Raw genomic sequence first — 17,587 nt, forward strand, 5'->3', positions numbered from 1 at the left:
AAAAGGCTATCATTTAAGTTTTCTCGAGATATCAACTTTTTATTAAATTGAAGATGGATTAACGAATAACGAGTTTTGAATAAGTTATATTCAGCATTAGAATGTAATTACGAGTTAAAAACAACAATATAAGTTAAAAATTTACTCAAAATGTAAAAAAATTACATAATTTAGGTTTACATGCACCGATATAGTTAGTTAGCATTGGAAACATGTAGTTAAATTACAAATTAATCATACAAATTTGTTTATTGGAGAATCTGATGGCCACAAATTTAAATCATAAGCCATGTGATTTAGTGTTATTCGGCACTAGTGGTGATTTAGCACGCCGCAAGTTATTACCTTCGTTATATCAATTGGAATTAGCAGGGTTACTTGCTGATGACACTAAAATTATCGGTGTTGCTCGCCAAGACTTTAGTCACGAAGAATATAAAGCGGCTGTTATTGAAAGTTTAGAACGTTTTGTGAAAGAAGACTTAAACGAAGCGGCTAAAACTAAATTCATCGCAAGACTAAGTTATTGCAAAGCTGACATGACCAACCCTAAAGATTACCAAGGGATAAAAGCGTTAGTCGACTTAGAAAACAGAACATTAGTAAATTACTTCTCTACACCGCCTTCGGTATTTGGTGATATTTGTAGTGGCTTACATTCTGCTGGCCTTGTGGTTGATGAAACTCGAGTCGTTGTTGAAAAACCAATTGGACACTGTTTAGAGTCTTCAAAAGTTATCAACGATAAAATCGCTGAGTATTTTAACGAAAACCAAATTTATCGAATTGACCATTACCTAGGTAAAGAAACCGTACTTAACCTTTTAGTACTGCGTTTTGCCAATGCCATATTCACCAACAACTGGGATCATGAGTGTATTGATCATGTGCAAATTACAGTTGCAGAAGAAGTGGGTGTAGAAGGGCGTTGGGGTTATTACGATGACGCAGGTCAAATGCGTGACATGGTACAAAACCATTTATTACAAATCCTATCGTTATTAGCGATGGAACCTCCTGTTGATGTAAGCGCAGACAGTATTCGTGATGAGAAGTTAAAAGTATTAAAAGCATTACGTCCAATTACAGAACAAAACTACCAACAGAAAACAGTACGTGGTCAATACACGTCTGGCTTTGTAAGTGGTCAAGCGGTACCAGGTTACTTAGAAGAAGAAGGCGCTAATACTCAAAGTAAAACGGAAACGTTTGCGTCTATTCGTGTTGATATCGATAACTGGCGTTGGGCTGGTGTTCCATTCTATTTACGTACTGGTAAACGTTTGCCAGTTAAAGGTACTGAAATTGCGATTCACTTTAAAAAGTTACCGCATAATATCTTTAAAGATACGTACAAAGACTTACCGGCTAATAAATTAATTATTCGTTTGCAACCAGATGAAGGCATTGAAATTCACCTGTTGAATAAAGTACCTGGCCTAGGTGAGCAAATGGAATTACAACAAACTAAGCTTGATTTAAGTTTCTCAGAAACCTTTAAAAACGATCGTATTGCCGATGCTTACGAACGTCTTATCCTAGAAGCTATGTTAGGTAATCAATCTCTGTTTGTTCGTCGTGATGAAGTTGAAACTGCATGGACTTGGGTCGATGGCATTTTAGACTCATGGGACCGTTCTAACGAATTACCTAAACCATATTCAGCTGGCTCTTGGGGGCCTGTTGCGTCTATTGCTATGTTGGCAAGAGATGAACGTGAGTGGGATGAATAATCTCACTTTTTGTTCAAAATAAAGATTAGCCAAATAGAAGCTACGGACAAAAAATGAAAGCAAAAATTAGAAAGTTTGAAAACTCTACACTTCTCAATGAAGCGTTTTCACAAGAAATTGCAGATAAATTACAAGCGGGTATTAATGAAAATGGCAGCGCCACTTTATTAGTATCAGGCGGAAATACGCCTAAACCTATGTTCTTAATGTTGAGTAACAAAGACATTGAGTGGAACAAGGTTAATATTGCATTGGTAGACGATCGTTGGGTTGAACTATCAGACTCAGCATCTAATGAAGCCATGGTAAATAGCGCGTTATTAATAAATAAAGCCAGTGTTGCCAACTTTGTTGGAATGAAAACCGAACATAAAGATGCGTTCGATGCTCAAGCAACGGTCAGTGCTAAGTTTGATGCGTTTAAACGTCCATTTGATGTTGTTATTTTAGGAATGGGAGAAGATGGACACACAGCTTCAATTTTCCCATGTTGCGCTCAGTTAGATGAAGCGTTAACAACCAGCAAAGACATTATGGCAACCGAACCAACAACGGCACCACATCAACGTATGACCTTCACTAAATCTGCGTTGTTAAATTCAAAACAACTTTATTTACACTTAGTTGGTGAAAGTAAAGAAACCGTATTATTAGACGTTGCCGCAGGTAGCGACGAAAAACAAGCACCTATACGTGCATTCCTAAATCAGTCAGTTGTACCTATGTCTGTGATGTTAGCAACGACAAAATAACCTGACTTAGCTTTGGAGAGAATTATGAATTCAGTCATTCAAGAAGTAACAAACACAATCATTGAGCGTAGCAAAGTAACAAGAGCTGCGTATTTAGCCAAAATTGAAAAAGCACGTTTAAAAGGGCCACATCGTGGCATTCTTTCTTGTGGTAACTTAGCTCATGGTTTTGCAGCTTGCTCTCCTCAAGAAAAAACCGACCTTACTCAATTGACCAAAGCAAATGTTGGTATTATCTCTTCTTATAACGACATGTTATCAGCACACCAACCTTATGAAGTTTATCCAGCTAAAATAAAAGCAGCGATTGAGAATGTTGGTTCTGTTGCCCAGTTTGCTGGCGGTGTTCCTGCCATGTGTGACGGTGTTACACAAGGTCAACCAGGTATGGATTTGAGCTTAATGAGTCGTGATGTTATTGCGATGAGTGCGGCTGTTGGTTTATCTCATAACATGTTTGATAGCGGTATCATGCTAGGTATTTGTGACAAAATCGTCCCAGGTTTGGTGATGTCAGCATTAACATTTGGTCACTTACCATTTATCTTTATTCCAGCAGGTCCTATGGAATCTGGCATTCCAAATAAAGAAAAAGCACGTATTCGTCAGTTATACGCACAAGGTAAAGTAGGGCGTGATGAGTTATTAGAGTCTGAGTCTAAGTCTTATCACTCAGCGGGTACTTGCACGTTCTACGGAACGGCTAACTCAAATCAACTTGTTGTTGAAGTAATGGGATTACATTTACCGGGTGCGTCATTCGTTAATCCAGGTACAGAGTTACGTGATGCATTAACAGATGCGGCGTCAGTCCAAGCAACCAGAATTACAGATTTAGGTACTGAGTACCGACCTGTTGGTCATATCGTTGATGAAAAATCAGTGGTTAACGGCATAGTTGCACTATTAGCTACGGGCGGCTCAACTAACCATACAATGCATTTAGTGGCTATGGCCAAAGCTGCAGGGATTTTAGTTAACTGGGATGACTTTGATGCGTTATCGTCGGTTACGCCTTTAATTGCTAAGATTTATCCAAATGGTGAAGCTGATATTAATCACTTCCAAGCAGCTGGCGGCATGGCATACCTAATCAAAGAATTATTACGCGGTGGTTTCTTACACAACGATGTAACGACTATCTGTGGTGAAGGTTTAGATAAATATACACAAGAGCCAATTGTTCGTGACGGTAAACTAATGTGGGTTGACGGTCCTGATAAAGCACTAGATTCAGAAGTATTAGCAACGATTGAAAAACCGTTTAAAGCTGACGGTGGTCTTTCTGCATTATCGGGTAACTTAGGTCGCGCTGTTATTAAAACATCGTCTCTACGTCCAGGTAAGGCAACGGTTAAAGCACCAGCAGTTGTATTTGAAAGTCAACATGACATAGACGCTGCATTTAATGCTGGCGACTTAGATAAAGATTGTGTTGTTGTTGTTCGTTACCAAGGGCCAAGAGCTGTTGGTATGCCTGAATTGCATAAACTAACGCCACCTCTAAGTGTATTACAAGATAAAGGCTTTAGTGTTGCTTTGGTTACAGACGGTCGTATGTCTGGTGCATCAGGTAAAGTACCTGCGGCTATCCATTTATATCCAGAAGCGTTGGATGGCGGTTTGATCGCAAAAGTACAAAATGGCGACATTATCGAAATTTGTGCAGAGAAAAATATTGTCCACCTTCATGTAAGTGAAGAAGAATTGGCAAAACGTATCGTTACTGTTAAAGACTTAACAGAAGATCGTGAAGGCATGGGGCGTGAATTGTTTAACGGATTACGTCAAGCAATGACAACGCCAGAAGAAGGCGCATCTTGCGTTTTTCATGAAGCATAATTCGATTTAATCGTGGATTTAAAGTATGACTATTAAAGCATTAGTTGCCGATATTGGCGGCACTAATATTCGACTTGGTATTGCGGATATGGAAACACTTTCCATATCCAATATTTTGTCTTACCAGTGTAAAGATTTTGATAATGTAGATGGTGCAATTAGCCAATACAAACAAGATTCAAAACAAGAGTTTGAGTATGCATGTCTTGATGTTGCTTGCCCTGTTGTTAGCGATGAAGTTAATTTAACCAACAACCACTGGTGTTTTTCACAAGCGGCAGTTGCTAAACAATTTGGTTTGAAAAAATTAATTGTTATCAATGACTTTACAGCCATAGCTATGTCAGTGCCAAATATAGCAAAAGATAAGCTAGTACAAATTGGTGGACAAGATGCTATACCTAATGCGCCAATTGCGATTTTTGGTGCAGGAACAGGACTTGGCGTTGCCAATTTAATCCATGCCGAAAATAAATGGATCCCAGTTGGAGGCGAGGGCGGACATGTCGACTTTTCTCCAATCGACAGCGATGAAATTGGGATTTTACAAGAATTACAAAAGAAATACGCTCGAGTTTCTGCAGAGCAAGTATTGTCTGGTTTAGGTTTAGTACAAATTTATCAATCTTTGTGTGCCATGAATAATGAAACAGCAAAAGATTATGAACCAGCCGACATTACTAAGCATGCAATTGACGGAACCGACCCATTAGCGGTTAAAACACTCGATGTTTTTTGTCGTATTTTAGGTAGCTTTGGTGGTAATTTAGCACTGACGTTAATGACCTACGGCGGTGTATTCATTGCTGGCGGCGTAGTACCAAGATTTATTGAATATGTTAAGACAAGTGAATTTAGAGCTCGTTTTGATGCAAAAGGACGTTTTGGAAAAATAATAAAAACAGTTCCTGTATACGTTGTAACAGAAGAACAACCTGGATTAATTGGTTGCGCGGCATATTTACAACAAGAAATTTAATTAGGCTTCCACACCGGAACAACCTCAAGTTAGAAAAGTTTAAAAGGGTTTAAAATGGCAGAACGTAATTGGTTAATCGACTCAGCAGAAGTATTTGCAGCAGGTCCTGTAGTGCCTGTATTAGTTATTGAGCATGTTGAAGATGCGGTTCCAATCGCTGAAGCATTAATGGCCGGTGGCATTAAAGTATTAGAAGTGACTTTGCGCACAGCCGCAGCACTTGACGTAATACGTGAAATTGCTACGCATTGCCCAGATGCCATCATTGGTGCTGGAACAGTGACAAACGCAGAACAATTAAGACAAGTAACAGAAGCGGGGGCTAAGTTTGCAATTAGCCCTGGTTTAACACCTGACTTATTAGATGCGGGTAATGCAGGTTCTATTGCATTAATCCCAGGTATTGCGTCTATTTCTGAGCTTATGACTGGATTAGATAAAGGTTACTCACACTTTAAATTTTTCCCAGCAGAAGCCTCTGGTGGTGTGCAATCATTAAAATCTATTGGTGGCCCATTCCCAAATGTTCGTTTTTGCCCAACAGGCGGCATTAACCCAGGTAACTATAAAGACTATTTATCACTGTCTAACGTTATGTGTTGTGGCGGCTCTTGGTTATGTCCAGATGACGTTATTAAAGGCAAACGCTGGTCAGAGATCACCGAGTTAGCTAAAAAGGCAACAGCAGGCTCTTAGGCTGTCAAAGTTTAGATTTCTAATTTAATTATTCAAAAACCAGCCTAAGCTGGTTTTTTGGTTTTTAAGCATAGGAATTAACTCTTGAGCTAGAGTGACTATTCTATGTTTATTGCCTTTTCCATTCCATATTCGAATGCATTTGTAGTCAAAGTCGATGTCTTGGACACGTAGTTTAACCGCTTCCATAACCCGCAAACCACTACCATATAACAAACTTGCGACCAAATGATGCCGTTTATGTAGATTAGACAGCAGTAGACTTACCTCATCCGGTGTTATAACAACAGGTAACTTTTGCTGACGGTTACTTTTAATAAAGTTTAAATTTAGTGTCAGTTCATTATCAAGGATATGTTTGTATAAAAACGACAGCGCATTTAACGCCGTAGCTTGAGTTCTAGCAGCGACATTTTTAGTTAATATTAGGTCATCCAAAAATAACTCAACCTCTCTATCACCCATGCTAGCAGGGTGACGTTTATCATGAAAATGAATATAAGCGGAAATCCAACCCAAATATGTTTCGATAGATGATTTGGCGTAATGTTTACGGTACATATATTCTACAATGCTGTTTAAAAATGGCGATCTTGTTTTCATTACACTCTTATTTTGTAACTGTATTTATATACAGCATTGATGAGTTTCCTACCAAGTCAAGAAAACAGGAAAAATGCCCATCCTTGGGGGATCACAAAAAACCGAGTTGGTACGTAACAAAGGTGTGGTAAATGTTGTAGAGGTTTGGTATTAATATTGAAAATAAATAAGAGGAACCGCGTTGTCAGAAACTTAGGCAATCGTCCTCTGATTAAATTGTTAGGGCTCAAGGACAGCTATGAACGAATCCGAGAAAAAAATTATCGGTAATATAGACGAGTATGGATGTCATATCACATCTGTAGTTGATCGAAAAAAAGAAGACCCAGATTTCACTTATACGATCGGAATTAATCAGGAAGAAAAAGCACCTGAACTAATTGTTCTCGGCCTACGTCACGAGCTAGGCTCGTGGATTGCAAATGAATATAATCGAAGAGTTAAGGGTGGGGAAAAATTCTTAGAGGGCGAATACTATAATGGCTTCCTAGAAGGGTTTCAGGTCAGTTTTCGAGAGGTCGCCGAAGAATACAAAAAAGAATTTATGCTTTCTTGTAATTGGCTGTATAAAGGTACTAATTATCCTGCGTTACAACTTGTATACCCCAATATTTCGGGTGTCTGGCCTTGGGCTGAGGATGCTGATGAAGAATTTAGGGACCTTCAGCCAAGCTTTCAAGAGAAACCAGAATGGTAAGCCCTAACAAATTGCTCCAGTTGACGCATCGGTCTACGCTCCTTTTTGTGCATTCGCGGTGCTCATTGTCGCACAAAAATCCACTACAACCGCTGCGCAACTGAGCAAGGCGTTATGTTTCTAAGTGAATATGTCTAAACTCTGCTCAAAATTATTCAAAGTATCCGATTCTGTATCTGGCGGAATTCTAGTTGTTTCGATTATAGTGGCACTATTGGCTTTTATCGTGCCGCCAGTTGCACTAGTTGTTACTGCAATTATGCTAGGTTCTAATTTAGGGAGTTGGCCTTTATTCTATATTATTGCTTTCCTCACCTTTACATATCTAACGTACAGGCATAATTTTGTTTCAGTGTTTTGCCACCTTGCATTAATCCTATTGCTGTTATTCAGTGGTAGCATCCCATATTTATATATAGTATTGTTTTTAGTATTTTTAATGCCTTATATAACCATCTATAGAGAGGCGATACATAACAAGAGAATGAATAGTGATTCACTTTAGTTTGTCATTTTTAGTTGCAAACGACGCAATAAAACTGCCAAACTAGTTCACACATTATTCAGGCGTTAGAGTTTCTTCAATGTCATACGATAAAATCATAGTCAGTGAAAATGGCGAAGAGTTTCCATATTCAGAATCATTTGATGAGGACTCTTATTATTACGAAGTAAGTATCGTTCTTGATGATCGTGATGGTGAATTATTCATTTCAAAATGGGGTTCCCATATTGCATTTGACGACGACGGTAGTTGGTTGGATTTTAAAATAGCACCTAATGAATTTTTTCCTAATCAAAAAGAGTTAACTCACGAAAATATACTCTCTTACATGGGAACTTTGCTAGATAGAGAATCTGAGGGTAAAGTGTTATCTAAAGATGAGGTAGAAAAGCATTATCAAAGGTTTTTAAAATCAGAGCAATGAAACTCTAACAAGCGCCTAAACTCCGACAATGTAAAGTTGTCATGGTTTTGGCAAACAACGCAAAAAGCCACGCCAACACATTGCGTGTTAGGCGGGCGTTAGGGGGCAAGAGTTATCATGATCGTTCAGCATATTATTGAAGATTTAGAATCAGTGTTGACTTCAACACCTGAGGCCTCGAGTTTTGAGGTGGCATTCGCCAGTTACATTGATGATGACTTTGAGCAAATAGAATTTAAAAGTATTGAAGCCTTTAATTGGGATGAGGATGAAGAGTTTTTCCTAGTACCAACAGGTATCGCTAAATATTACAATCTTGAAGAGAATGTATATTCTGCTGAAACGTTTTTAAATCAATTAAAAAATATTGAAAACACCTCTGTTTTAAATTTTGTTACCTTCGCACGAGCTAGAACAAAAATAGCAAAAGACGGTAGTGTTGCTTCCTTAAACTCACCACTTTGGGGAACAGGAATTCATAAAACTGAAAAGCTAGTATATTTTTATCACGGCAAGCAACCAGAATAGCCCCCTAACAAGGGTTTTCAAGTCGGACAAATTACAGTTGGCTTTTTGTTCGTGCCTCACTTATTTTAGCCAACTGCAATTTTCCGCTTAAAACGGCGTTATGTTTGAGTCAGGTATGGATGAAGATTTAAAGAAAAAAGTAGATGTAGTAGTTGGATTGAGCCGTCTTGCAGGTGGCACATTGATTCTTGTTGGTAGTATTTTGTTGTTCGTATTTACACAAGCTGCGCTAGACCCAAATGCTGTAATAGAAATTAATGGAGCTCCAACTAAAGATCAAGCAGATAAAATTATGGCCGCCATTTTTAGTGCTTTATTTCCAATAGCAGGTTTGTTTTTATCTTTTGCGCCAGCCAAACTTCTTGATAAATGGGCTGCAAAAATAATCAGCCGTTTGAGTTAATCTCAAACATAACAAACGCCTGAACTCCGACAATGTAAAGTTGTCATGGTTTTGGCAAACAACGCAAAAAGCCACGCCAACACATTGCGTGTTAGGCGGGCGTTATAAGGCTAGAGAATGGTTCGGTATTTGTGTTCAATATTTTTTATCTGTACGTTAGCTAATGCATCTGAACAAGTTTGCGAAGATCAGCAACAAGCTATTGACCAGCAATTTAAAACAATTAAAGATATGATCATTATCTTGGATAAAAATGATGGTGCACCTACTGATGATAGTTATTCGGTTCGCTTTATAAAAAAGCCCAATAAATGGGATTCTATTTCTAAGTGGGTTTATGTTCCTAAGTCGAGCAATATTATTATAAACTCAATTGCTCTTAGTAAAGATAAGTGCAAAATACCTCATCATGATGAATGGCTTGATTGTTGGATTAAGACAACAAATGCAACTTACCATAATGATAGTAATGAATATAAGTTTAAAGTTAGTGGTGTTCCAGAGGATAAATATTTAGGTTGTAAATCATCAAATGAATTTTATAACTGGGTAGCGTCATAGCCTTATAGCAAGGCAATCAAGCAGGAAAGTTTACAGTTGGTTTTTGCTCCTGTGTCGCTTATTTAAACTAACTATTATTTGCCTCTTAGTGGGGCGTTGAGGCCGTAGAATAACTCTTTTTTAAGAAAAACGGCCGTTTTTATGGGTTCCAAATGCATTGCCTAGTGCGAGAAAAGCGCTTAGCATTTGTTCTAGGAACTCGATTTTTCATCAATTTTGGCTGTTGGAGTAATTCTACAGCCTCGTTAGCAATACATCAACAAGGAGTAGCAATGGAAGCAAGTATTGAAAGTTCGGAAGTTGAATCTCAAGTTCAATCAAATGAAATGGAATTCTATGTAGTATCCCCAAAAAAATTCTTAATTTTATTTCTCGGTACATTTGGTATGTATACCGTTTATTGGTTTTTTAAACATTGGAGTCAATACAAAAAAAGTACAAATGAAGATATGTGGCCAATTATGAGGGGAATCTTTTCAATATTTTTTACTCATTCTTTGTTTGCCTTATTCGAAATGAAATACAAAAACAAAACTGGAGAAAATCCTAAAAGTATTAATTATCTCGCTACCATATATGTAGTATTTGCTATTGGTTGCCAAATTTGTAGTATGTTTTCTGATAATGGCTACGGTAATCCAATAACATTGTATCTTGGTTTATTAATACTCCCTATATCGTGTTGGGTTTTGTATAAAGCACAATCTTTAGCAAACTATGCTAGTGAAGATGTAAACGGTGAATCAAATAGCAAACTAACGGGCTTAAATTATTTTTGGCTTGCATTAGCTGTTGTATTTGGGTTCTTGGTTATTTTGGGGTTGTATGCAACCGCTGTTGGCATGTAACCGTATTGCTAACAAGTATTTAACAAGGCCACCTATCTTAATTTGATTCAAAATCTACACATTATTTTAAGTTTAGAGGTTGGATAAGTTTCATTTAAAATGGATGTCCACGTTATTTACGACTCCGCTAATTTGTCACTTTTAGTTGCAAACACCGCAATAAAACTGCCAAAATAGCTTACACATTATTTAGGCGTTATGTTTCTAGGAGAGGTATGAGTAAATTTGTAGTAGTGTCTAAATATTCATTCCCTTTAGATGCAAATATTGCTAAAGCTAGTTTAGATAGTGAAGGGATTCCTGCCCTCATTGCTGATGAACACACTGTTAATATGCAATGGCTTTATTCCAACGCTATGGGGGGTGTTAGATTATTTGTTCCAGAGGAATTTGAAACTGAAGCAAAGGCTATATTAGACATCAATTTTTCTGAGGATGTCGAATCAGCTTTTGATGAAAAGCCTGAACAATGCTCTAAGTGTAGTAGCGGTAATATTATCAACTTCACTAAAGGAAAAAAGCCTGCATTCCTATTGTTTATATTTTTGGGATTTCCTTTGTTTTTTTATAAACATGGTAAAAAATGCTTAGACTGTGATTTCTTCAAAGAAACCTAACAAGAATATTAAGCGGGACTGTTAACAGTTGGTTAGGTTTCGCTCCGCTTCACATTTTAGCCAACTATTAATCAGCCCTTTATTTGGGCGTTATATTTTCAAGGAGGATTGGCATTGCGTCACATCATAATTATTCTTACTTTTATTTCACTGGCAGGCTGCGCAGCTGCATTAGTTCCGTATACGAGTGATCCTAAACAAAAAATATCGGATGCCTACTGGCTTTTTGATCAAAATCAAAGAGCACTGCCAGCTCAAAAGCTTATATTAGAAGCCATTGAAATTTATAAAAAGAACAACGATAAATCAGGGCTTGCTCAAGCGTATGTTGCTTATGCTGTTTTTCTAAGATCGTATGCGGTTAACAGATATAGTGAACATTACGAAGAAACAGGCTTTAATAGCGGCAATATAACTTTTAAAGATAGATTCGATGCGTCTATTGAATACCTCGAAAAATCTAGTGCTATTTATGAAGAAAAGCAAGAATATGACAATCTAACAAACACCTATCTTCACATGGGTTTTACCTATCTCGCGAACAATAATATTCCAAAAGTTTGTGATATGTATATGAAAAGCTTGGACATGAATAAACTCTTCATGGATAAAAATCCAGATGCAAAATTAAACTTAGGTGGCTTTAAATCTTATAAAGATTATATAAACAATGAGATGCAACAAGCTAAATGTCCAGCGTAAATAAAATATAACAAGCGCCTGAAAGCGAATAAGATATGACTTTTATTATAATTAATAATTAATAATTAATGTTTCAAATTTAAAGGTGATTCAGTGTTTTATTTTAAACTATATGATGACAAAAGATTAAAAGATCTCAAGCACAGTAAGAAAGTTGAGATCGTAAATAATGCTGTAAAGCTATATCGAAAAGATATGCCATTGAATGTAACCAGCCGAATATTATCAATAATAACTTTGTGTGGTATTCCCGCTTTGGTTTTATTCTTACTCTTCAATCTTAGTTTTGCTGTTGGTTGGTTTGCGTTATCTATCTTTATCCTTGAGGTTAAAGTAGCAAATGATGAAAGCATAAATGTAGAACCGTATTTAAACCAAGTGTTAGAGTGAGGTAAATATAACAAGGCAATTCAACAAGGATAAAAAACCGTTGTTTTTTGCTCCTTCGTCGCTTATTTTAACCAACATATTATTTTCCTCTTAACGAGGCGTTATATACCAAAGGAGTATCATGGCTAGCACTAAATCACGAAGATTACGTAAGAAGCTATACCTAGGTGAATTTGCTATTTTAGGTTTTGAGTTTTCCTGCGATTTAGCTATTAATGATGATGGTGGTTTTAATTCATTCTTAGATCTATTTCTTGAGTTTATTGTAGAACGTGAACTTTACATGGGGGGCGGTGGAGATACTAAATCATTTAGTGCTTTCATTTGTTCAGATCATCGTTATGGTTCAGTAACAACAGAAGACCATGATGCTATTAGCAATTGGCTCCAATCTAATTCTTACGTCTCAAAAGTTGTTATGGGTCAATTAGTCGACGCAAACTATGGCATATAACAAGACACTATGGCGTCAATAGTTAATTTTTAACTAATGGCGCTCCACATAATTCCCCATCTATTAACATCGAATTTAGTATCACAATCATCTTTCTAATGCAGGTAATGATAGCGATCTTTTTGGATTCCAGCATCGACTAACCGCTGATAGTTTTTTTTAAACAAAAATAACAAAAATAACAAAAACACGGGCTCTAGTTAATTACTTAGAAGGAAGAGTCCTTTTCTCGTTACTCGCTGTTAGCTAATATTCACCTACAGCTCTGCATTTAAAGCTTTAGCTTTAAATGCCGTCATTTTTTACTGCGTTTCTTCTTAGAAGTCGCTGTAAAAATAAGGTTAAGCTGCCTGCAACTATTCCCCATAATACTGAACTGATCCCCAATAACGATAAGTCTGACGCTGTAACCAATAAGGTGATGATTGCGGCTTCGGATATCTTAGTATCAGTTAATGATTGTTTAATGCTGTTGGTGATTGTTGAGAAGAGGGCTATGCCCGCTAGTGCATATATTAGTGCGCCAGGTAACGATGAAAATAACAACATTAAATATCCGGCAAAGATAGCCATAACGATATAGAATATTCCGCCTGCGACGGTGGCCCAGTAACGTTGTTGTGGTTTATCACTCACTTCGTCAGTCATACATATCGCGGCGGTTATCGCAGCTAAGTTTATCGCATAGCTACCAAAAGGTGCTGCCAGTAACGTAACGCCACCAGTGACACTTAATACAGAAGAGACTGGCGCTTTATAGTTATGGGCTTTTAATACGGCAATGCCTGGTAGGTTCTGTGCGGCCATAGTAACGATAAATAATGGGATGCCTATACCAAGTAAAACTTCGATACTAAAGACTGGAGAAATGTACTGGAACTCACTAAATTGCCACGACAGTTCAACCGCTTTCACTAAGTTAAATTGCCACGCTAGCAAGCCACTGATTAATAATACAAATAACATAGTGAATTTGGGCGTTAACTGCTTACATATTAAGTAAGTAACAAACATAGAAATAACTAAAATTGGTTGTGCATTCATTTGGTTAAAAACATCAATACCAAACTTAATTAAAATGCCGGCCAACATGGCGGAGGCCAGTTGAAAGGGTAATTTACTGATCAGTCTTTCAAATAAGCCAGTCACACCACATAAGAAAATAAAGGCACCAGAAAAGATAAAGCCACCAACGGCTTCATTTAAGGTAAAGCCTTGAGTGTTCGCCATAAGTAAAGCCGCGCCTGGTGTCGACCACGCGATGAGGATAGGAATACGGTAATACAGAGAAAGGCTGATGGAGGTGATCCCCATCGACAAACCTAAAGCCAATATCCAACTTGCGGCTAGATTTACATCACCACCTAAATTAATCACGGTTTGGTAAATCAAAGCAACTGAACTGGTAAAGCCAACAATTACGGCAACTAATCCTGCGACAGTTGAACTTACAACACGATTGACTAGCATAAAATGATCCCGTAATTAATTTAAAATGTGCGAAATAACGCAGCTATACATAAAGCAGCTATAAAGAAACAAGCGTTATTTTTTGTTTTAGACTATGACAACTATTTACTTCTAAAACAAGACCTTGTGTATTGGCCATTTCAACGCAAACCATTTTTTTATAACCTAGGTCATCAAAATCTGTCATGTTTTTAGCGTTTTGTTGCCACGGATTCCAGATCACAACTGAGTCGTGTCCTTCACCTACAATATCTAATTTACGGTTTGAATTGAGTAAACTGACTTTATCTTGAGCGGTTAAATAAATACGGTCGGTATGCTTGTTTATTATTACAGGGCCGTTTTGTTTGGTTTTTCTATCATGGGATAATTTATCAATATAACTGATTTCATCTAACCCTATGATTTGAGAGTCATCAATATTATCTACTGCGAAATATGTATGGATAGCTTGAGATAGTTTTTGTGGTGTTGTGGATGTGTTTTTAGTGATTAATTCTATTTCAACATTATCAGTGAAAACATAACGCATCTTTAGACTTAAACCTAATGAGTCGGCAAGCGTTTTTGGTAATTGAGGAGATAGCACTAATTCAACCGCGTGTTCGCTTTCTTCAAAGTGTTCAAGCTTCCAGTTAACAGAACGAGCATAACCGTGTTGCGGCTCACCCGCGTATAAACCTGATGCAGGGCCAAACCAAGGCCAGCAAATTGGTGCGCCACCTCTAATTGGTTTACTGCCATCTAGTGGGCATGAATCTGACAACCATAATACATCGGCTTTGCCTTGAGGCGTAAAACTAATTAATTGCCCACCTAACTCAGTGATACGCGCTGAGAACTTAGGGTGATTTATTTGATAACTAACGCCATCGTCAATGGTGGCTTTGGTAATATATTGGCTGTTCATGTAATTACTCCAAAATACTAAAGCTTTACAGGGCTATAGTGTTACAACGTAATTTAAAAAGGCGTAAACAAAAAAGGTGACATTTAAGTCACCTTTAATAGAATCGAAATAATATTTATTTTAATAACAAATTATTTCATTAGCAACATAGCGTTGTCTAGCATGCGGTTTGAGAAAGCCCATTCATTGTCATACCAGCTCATTACTTTAACTAAACGTCCGATAACACGTGTTTCTGTGGCATCAAAGTTAGAAGAGTAAGGGATGTGGTTGAAATCGATAGAAACTAAAGGTTCATCATTTACCGATAACACTTCAGCTAAAGGACCGCCAGCAGCAACTGCTTTACGGATAACGTCGTTAACTTCATCAACGGTTGTATCTTTTTTCGCAATGAAAGTTAAATCAACTAAAGAAACGTTTAACACTGGAACACGTACAGAAAGTCCGTCTACTTTACCAGCAAGTTCTGGAACCACTAAACCAACAGCAGCTGCTGCACCGGTTTTAGTTGGGATCATAGACATTGCAGCGGCACGGGCACGACGTAAGTCAGTGTGATATACATCACTCAAACGTTGGTCATTTGTGTAAGCGTGAATTGTATTCATTAAACCAGACTCAATACCAATCTCGTCATTTAATACTTTAGCAAATGGTGCAAGACAGTTAGTCGTACAAGATGCATTTGATATTACTGTCATATCTGGTGTGATTGTTTCATGGTTAACACCATAAACAATAGTGGCATCAACGCCTTTAGCAGGAGCTGATATAATTACTTTCTTTGCGCCAGCATCAATATGTGCACTTGCTGTGTCTTTAGACTGGAACATACCAGTACATTCAAAAACAACATCAACCTTAAGGTCTTTCCAAGGTAAGTCTGCTGGATTTCTTTCAGACGTTACTTTGATTAAATCACCATTAACAGTAATTGTATCGTCGGTGTTTTCTACTTTTGCATTAAAACGACCATGTGCTGTATCGTATTTTAAAAGGTGAGCATTTATATTTGCATCGCCTAAGTCATTAATTGCTACAATTTTTAAATCGTAGTTTTTTTCTGATTCATACAAAGCTCGTAATATATTTCTACCAATTCTACCAAAGCCGTTAATTGCTACGCGAATAGTCATACTTTTACCTGTTAATGATGTTGTGTAATTTCAAATTGGTAATAAAATTACATCCATTGAACCGTAAAGTAAAGCAAAATGGCAAAAAATTAACATGATTTATGCCTATAAAAGGCCATGTAGAGGCAAAGCTTGATAAAGTCCTTTTACTGTTGCTGTTAAAGCCAATACAATTGCGCTAATTAATAAATCATCATTGGCTACGTTTACAATAATCTTAGCCAAATCTGTCGCTGTAAATAGGAATTAAATGAACGCTTCTTTAATTGAACATCTGGTTCAATCCCGTGGAATAGAATCTCAATACATAGATGCTTTGGGGCATGAACAAGTCGTCAGCCCACAGATTATAAAACAGCTTTTAGCGGCGATGGGATATCCAGTGGATGATCAAGAAGCGTTAATTAATACTGCCAATCAAGAAACTGAAAGAGCTTGGTTCACTATTGTTGAACCCGCGTCCATTGTCCGTCAGGGGCAGGGTAATGTTTTGCATTTTAAACTACCGATAGATTTTGCTAATGACGAACTAGATTTAACCATCAGCAAAGATAATCAAATTTGTAAGAAGATAAAATTTGTTCCTATAGACCAAGAGTTATTGGGTTATTTTGATGTGCGCGATATGGAAATTCAACATTATGCTTTACCCGTTGAATTAGACTTACCTATTGGTTATTACCAATTAGCACTTTTTGAGCCTGGGATTGAAGAACCTCTAGGAAGTGGTACTTTGATCATTACGCCTGAATCTTGTTATAAACATCCAACTTTAGAGCAAAACGACAAGGTGGAAACCAAAAGCCTAACACTTGCGAATGCTGAAGAAATAAATGCAATCAAAGCGCCGCTAAACAAAGCCTTATACTGTACTGACGTTATTATTGGGCAGGCTCCCGATGAATATACTACAACGAATGTACAGGCTAATACCGTAAATAATACAGCTGCTCAAAGCCCAATGAACCCAGCTGAACTTTATCAGCAGGGTTATCAGCCGATTATCGACTTATTCCGCTCTAACATGTCAGCTAACAACCGATTAAAAATAAATGATGTCTTAAGCTTATTAAGGCAGTGGTGGGTACCCAAAGCTAGTGAAGTAAACCGTGTAGCTAATGAAGGCGCTTATGTGTATTACCCATTTGACGACTTATTGGCAATATTAGCGCTTGAAAGTCAGTTAAACCAAACGGTTATCCTTGGTGGGGACTTAGCTCGTTTGCCAGAAGAAATTGCTCAGCAATTACAACAAATGGCAATTGAAGCTTAAGTTGTTGGCTTTTACATATAAATTTTTAACTAAAACGACAAGCTGTTAATCAGCATATTCC

General features: G+C 37.4%; 19 protein-coding genes and 2 pseudogenes. 16 read left to right on the forward strand and 5 right to left on the reverse strand.

Annotated features, from left to right (window positions below; translation table 11 throughout):
* The first annotated feature begins 263 nt into the window (after positions 1-263).
* Genes zwf through BTO11_RS11085 form a run of 5 tightly spaced genes read left to right on the forward strand, consistent with a single transcriptional unit; the run spans position 264 to position 6,002 of the window.
* Positions 264-1,733, forward strand: coding sequence for a glucose-6-phosphate dehydrogenase (gene zwf / locus BTO11_RS11065; protein WP_105052654.1), 1,470 nt, complete (start codon positions 264-266; stop codon positions 1,731-1,733).
* Positions 1,734-1,786: 53 nt separating this feature from the next.
* Positions 1,787-2,485: a 6-phosphogluconolactonase gene (gene pgl, locus BTO11_RS11070; RefSeq protein WP_105052655.1), complete on the forward strand. Its 699-nt coding sequence runs from the start codon at positions 1,787-1,789 to the stop codon at positions 2,483-2,485.
* A 24-nt stretch (positions 2,486-2,509) separates the two neighbouring features.
* Positions 2,510-4,327, forward strand: a complete 1,818-nt coding sequence (gene edd, locus BTO11_RS11075) for a phosphogluconate dehydratase (protein WP_105052656.1) — start codon at positions 2,510-2,512, stop codon at positions 4,325-4,327.
* Between the two features lie 25 nt (positions 4,328-4,352).
* A complete protein-coding gene (locus tag BTO11_RS11080; protein WP_105052657.1) occupies positions 4,353-5,306 on the forward strand; it encodes a glucokinase in 954 nt (317 codons plus the stop codon).
* A gap of 54 nt (positions 5,307-5,360) precedes the next feature.
* On the forward strand, positions 5,361-6,002 hold the full coding sequence (locus BTO11_RS11085; protein ID WP_105052658.1) for a bifunctional 4-hydroxy-2-oxoglutarate aldolase/2-dehydro-3-deoxy-phosphogluconate aldolase: 642 nt from the start codon (positions 5,361-5,363) through the stop codon (positions 6,000-6,002).
* 57 nt (positions 6,003-6,059) lie between these two features.
* On the opposite strand, the pseudogene BTO11_RS11090 reads toward BTO11_RS11085, so the two are convergent.
* Positions 6,060-6,605: pseudogene (locus BTO11_RS11090) on the reverse strand (phage integrase N-terminal SAM-like domain-containing protein); the annotation flags it as partial.
* A gap of 238 nt (positions 6,606-6,843) precedes the next feature.
* Here BTO11_RS11090 and BTO11_RS11095 point away from each other — a divergent pair.
* The 10 genes from BTO11_RS11095 (at position 6,844) to BTO11_RS11140 (ending at position 12,734) form a co-directional block, all read left to right on the forward strand.
* Positions 6,844-7,302 carry a DUF4262 domain-containing protein gene (locus BTO11_RS11095; RefSeq protein ID WP_105052660.1) on the forward strand — a complete coding sequence of 153 codons (459 nt, stop codon included), beginning with the start codon at positions 6,844-6,846 and terminating at the stop codon, positions 7,300-7,302.
* A gap of 584 nt (positions 7,303-7,886) precedes the next feature.
* A complete protein-coding gene (locus BTO11_RS11100) occupies positions 7,887-8,231 on the forward strand; it encodes a hypothetical protein (RefSeq protein ID WP_105052661.1) in 345 nt (114 codons plus the stop codon).
* A gap of 117 nt (positions 8,232-8,348) precedes the next feature.
* Positions 8,349-8,759: a hypothetical protein gene (locus BTO11_RS11105; RefSeq protein WP_105052662.1), complete on the forward strand. Its 411-nt coding sequence runs from the start codon at positions 8,349-8,351 to the stop codon at positions 8,757-8,759.
* 115 nt (positions 8,760-8,874) lie between these two features.
* On the forward strand, positions 8,875-9,162 hold the full coding sequence (locus tag BTO11_RS11110; protein ID WP_146105483.1) for a hypothetical protein: 288 nt from the start codon (positions 8,875-8,877) through the stop codon (positions 9,160-9,162).
* A gap of 117 nt (positions 9,163-9,279) precedes the next feature.
* Positions 9,280-9,723: a hypothetical protein gene (locus BTO11_RS11115; RefSeq protein ID WP_105052664.1), complete on the forward strand. Its 444-nt coding sequence runs from the start codon at positions 9,280-9,282 to the stop codon at positions 9,721-9,723.
* 272 nt (positions 9,724-9,995) lie between these two features.
* Entirely contained in the window at positions 9,996-10,571 is a 576-nt protein-coding gene (locus BTO11_RS11120; protein ID WP_105052665.1) for a hypothetical protein, read from the forward strand.
* A gap of 215 nt (positions 10,572-10,786) precedes the next feature.
* On the forward strand, positions 10,787-11,188 hold the full coding sequence (locus BTO11_RS11125; protein WP_105052666.1) for a putative signal transducing protein: 402 nt from the start codon (positions 10,787-10,789) through the stop codon (positions 11,186-11,188).
* A gap of 114 nt (positions 11,189-11,302) precedes the next feature.
* Entirely contained in the window at positions 11,303-11,890 is a 588-nt protein-coding gene (locus BTO11_RS11130; RefSeq protein ID WP_105052667.1) for a hypothetical protein, read from the forward strand.
* A 93-nt stretch (positions 11,891-11,983) separates the two neighbouring features.
* Entirely contained in the window at positions 11,984-12,280 is a 297-nt protein-coding gene (locus BTO11_RS11135) for a hypothetical protein (RefSeq protein WP_105052668.1), read from the forward strand.
* Positions 12,281-12,401: 121 nt separating this feature from the next.
* Complete coding sequence (locus tag BTO11_RS11140; RefSeq protein WP_105052669.1) at positions 12,402-12,734, forward strand: YggL 50S ribosome-binding family protein; 333 nt, start codon at positions 12,402-12,404, stop codon at positions 12,732-12,734.
* Between the two features lie 22 nt (positions 12,735-12,756).
* On the opposite strand, the pseudogene BTO11_RS11145 reads toward BTO11_RS11140, so the two are convergent.
* The 4 genes and pseudogenes from BTO11_RS11145 to gap form a co-directional block, all read right to left on the reverse strand.
* Positions 12,757-12,901, reverse strand: a pseudogene (locus tag BTO11_RS11145) (IS110 family transposase); the annotation flags it as partial.
* 118 nt (positions 12,902-13,019) lie between these two features.
* Entirely contained in the window at positions 13,020-14,204 is a 1,185-nt protein-coding gene (locus BTO11_RS11150; RefSeq protein ID WP_105052670.1) for a benzoate/H(+) symporter BenE family transporter, read from the reverse strand.
* A 58-nt stretch (positions 14,205-14,262) separates the two neighbouring features.
* Positions 14,263-15,114, reverse strand: a complete 852-nt coding sequence (locus BTO11_RS11155; RefSeq protein WP_105052671.1) for a D-hexose-6-phosphate mutarotase — start codon at positions 15,112-15,114, stop codon at positions 14,263-14,265.
* A gap of 131 nt (positions 15,115-15,245) precedes the next feature.
* Positions 15,246-16,253, reverse strand: coding sequence for a type I glyceraldehyde-3-phosphate dehydrogenase (gene gap / locus BTO11_RS11160; protein ID WP_105052672.1), 1,008 nt, complete (start codon positions 16,251-16,253; stop codon positions 15,246-15,248).
* A gap of 250 nt (positions 16,254-16,503) precedes the next feature.
* Here gap and BTO11_RS11165 point away from each other — a divergent pair, with 250 nt between their 5' ends.
* The gene (locus tag BTO11_RS11165) at positions 16,504-17,526 is read left to right on the forward strand and encodes a 4-alpha-glucanotransferase (protein ID WP_105052673.1); all 1,023 of its coding nucleotides are present in this window, start codon (positions 16,504-16,506) and stop codon (positions 17,524-17,526) included.
* Positions 17,527-17,587 lie beyond the last annotated feature (61 nt).

The sequence above is a fragment of the Psychrosphaera saromensis genome, from assembly GCF_002954545.1.
GTDB lineage: Bacteria > Pseudomonadota > Gammaproteobacteria > Enterobacterales > Alteromonadaceae > Psychrosphaera > Psychrosphaera saromensis.

Bases quoted from the DNA above. Each gene is read 5' to 3' on its own strand.
- zwf (WP_105052654.1), top strand. From the start codon at position 264: ATGGCCACAAATTTAAATCATAAGCCATGTGATTTAGTGTTATTCGGC.
- pgl (WP_105052655.1), top strand. From the start codon at position 1,787: ATGAAAGCAAAAATTAGAAAGTTTGAAAACTCTACACTTCTCAATGAA.
- edd (WP_105052656.1), top strand. From the start codon at position 2,510: ATGAATTCAGTCATTCAAGAAGTAACAAACACAATCATTGAGCGTAGC.
- BTO11_RS11080 (WP_105052657.1), top strand. From the start codon at position 4,353: ATGACTATTAAAGCATTAGTTGCCGATATTGGCGGCACTAATATTCGA.
- BTO11_RS11085 (WP_105052658.1), top strand. From the start codon at position 5,361: ATGGCAGAACGTAATTGGTTAATCGACTCAGCAGAAGTATTTGCAGCA.
- BTO11_RS11095 (WP_105052660.1), top strand. From the start codon at position 6,844: ATGAACGAATCCGAGAAAAAAATTATCGGTAATATAGACGAGTATGGA.
- BTO11_RS11100 (WP_105052661.1), top strand. From the start codon at position 7,887: ATGTCATACGATAAAATCATAGTCAGTGAAAATGGCGAAGAGTTTCCA.
- BTO11_RS11105 (WP_105052662.1), top strand. From the start codon at position 8,349: ATGATCGTTCAGCATATTATTGAAGATTTAGAATCAGTGTTGACTTCA.
- BTO11_RS11110 (WP_146105483.1), top strand. From the start codon at position 8,875: ATGGATGAAGATTTAAAGAAAAAAGTAGATGTAGTAGTTGGATTGAGC.
- BTO11_RS11115 (WP_105052664.1), top strand. From the start codon at position 9,280: ATGGTTCGGTATTTGTGTTCAATATTTTTTATCTGTACGTTAGCTAAT.
- BTO11_RS11120 (WP_105052665.1), top strand. From the start codon at position 9,996: ATGGAAGCAAGTATTGAAAGTTCGGAAGTTGAATCTCAAGTTCAATCA.
- BTO11_RS11125 (WP_105052666.1), top strand. From the start codon at position 10,787: ATGAGTAAATTTGTAGTAGTGTCTAAATATTCATTCCCTTTAGATGCA.
- BTO11_RS11140 (WP_105052669.1), top strand. From the start codon at position 12,402: ATGGCTAGCACTAAATCACGAAGATTACGTAAGAAGCTATACCTAGGT.
- BTO11_RS11150 (WP_105052670.1), bottom strand. From the start codon at position 14,204: ATGCTAGTCAATCGTGTTGTAAGTTCAACTGTCGCAGGATTAGTTGCC.
- BTO11_RS11155 (WP_105052671.1), bottom strand. From the start codon at position 15,114: ATGAACAGCCAATATATTACCAAAGCCACCATTGACGATGGCGTTAGT.
- gap (WP_105052672.1), bottom strand. From the start codon at position 16,253: ATGACTATTCGCGTAGCAATTAACGGCTTTGGTAGAATTGGTAGAAAT.
- BTO11_RS11165 (WP_105052673.1), top strand. From the start codon at position 16,504: ATGAACGCTTCTTTAATTGAACATCTGGTTCAATCCCGTGGAATAGAA.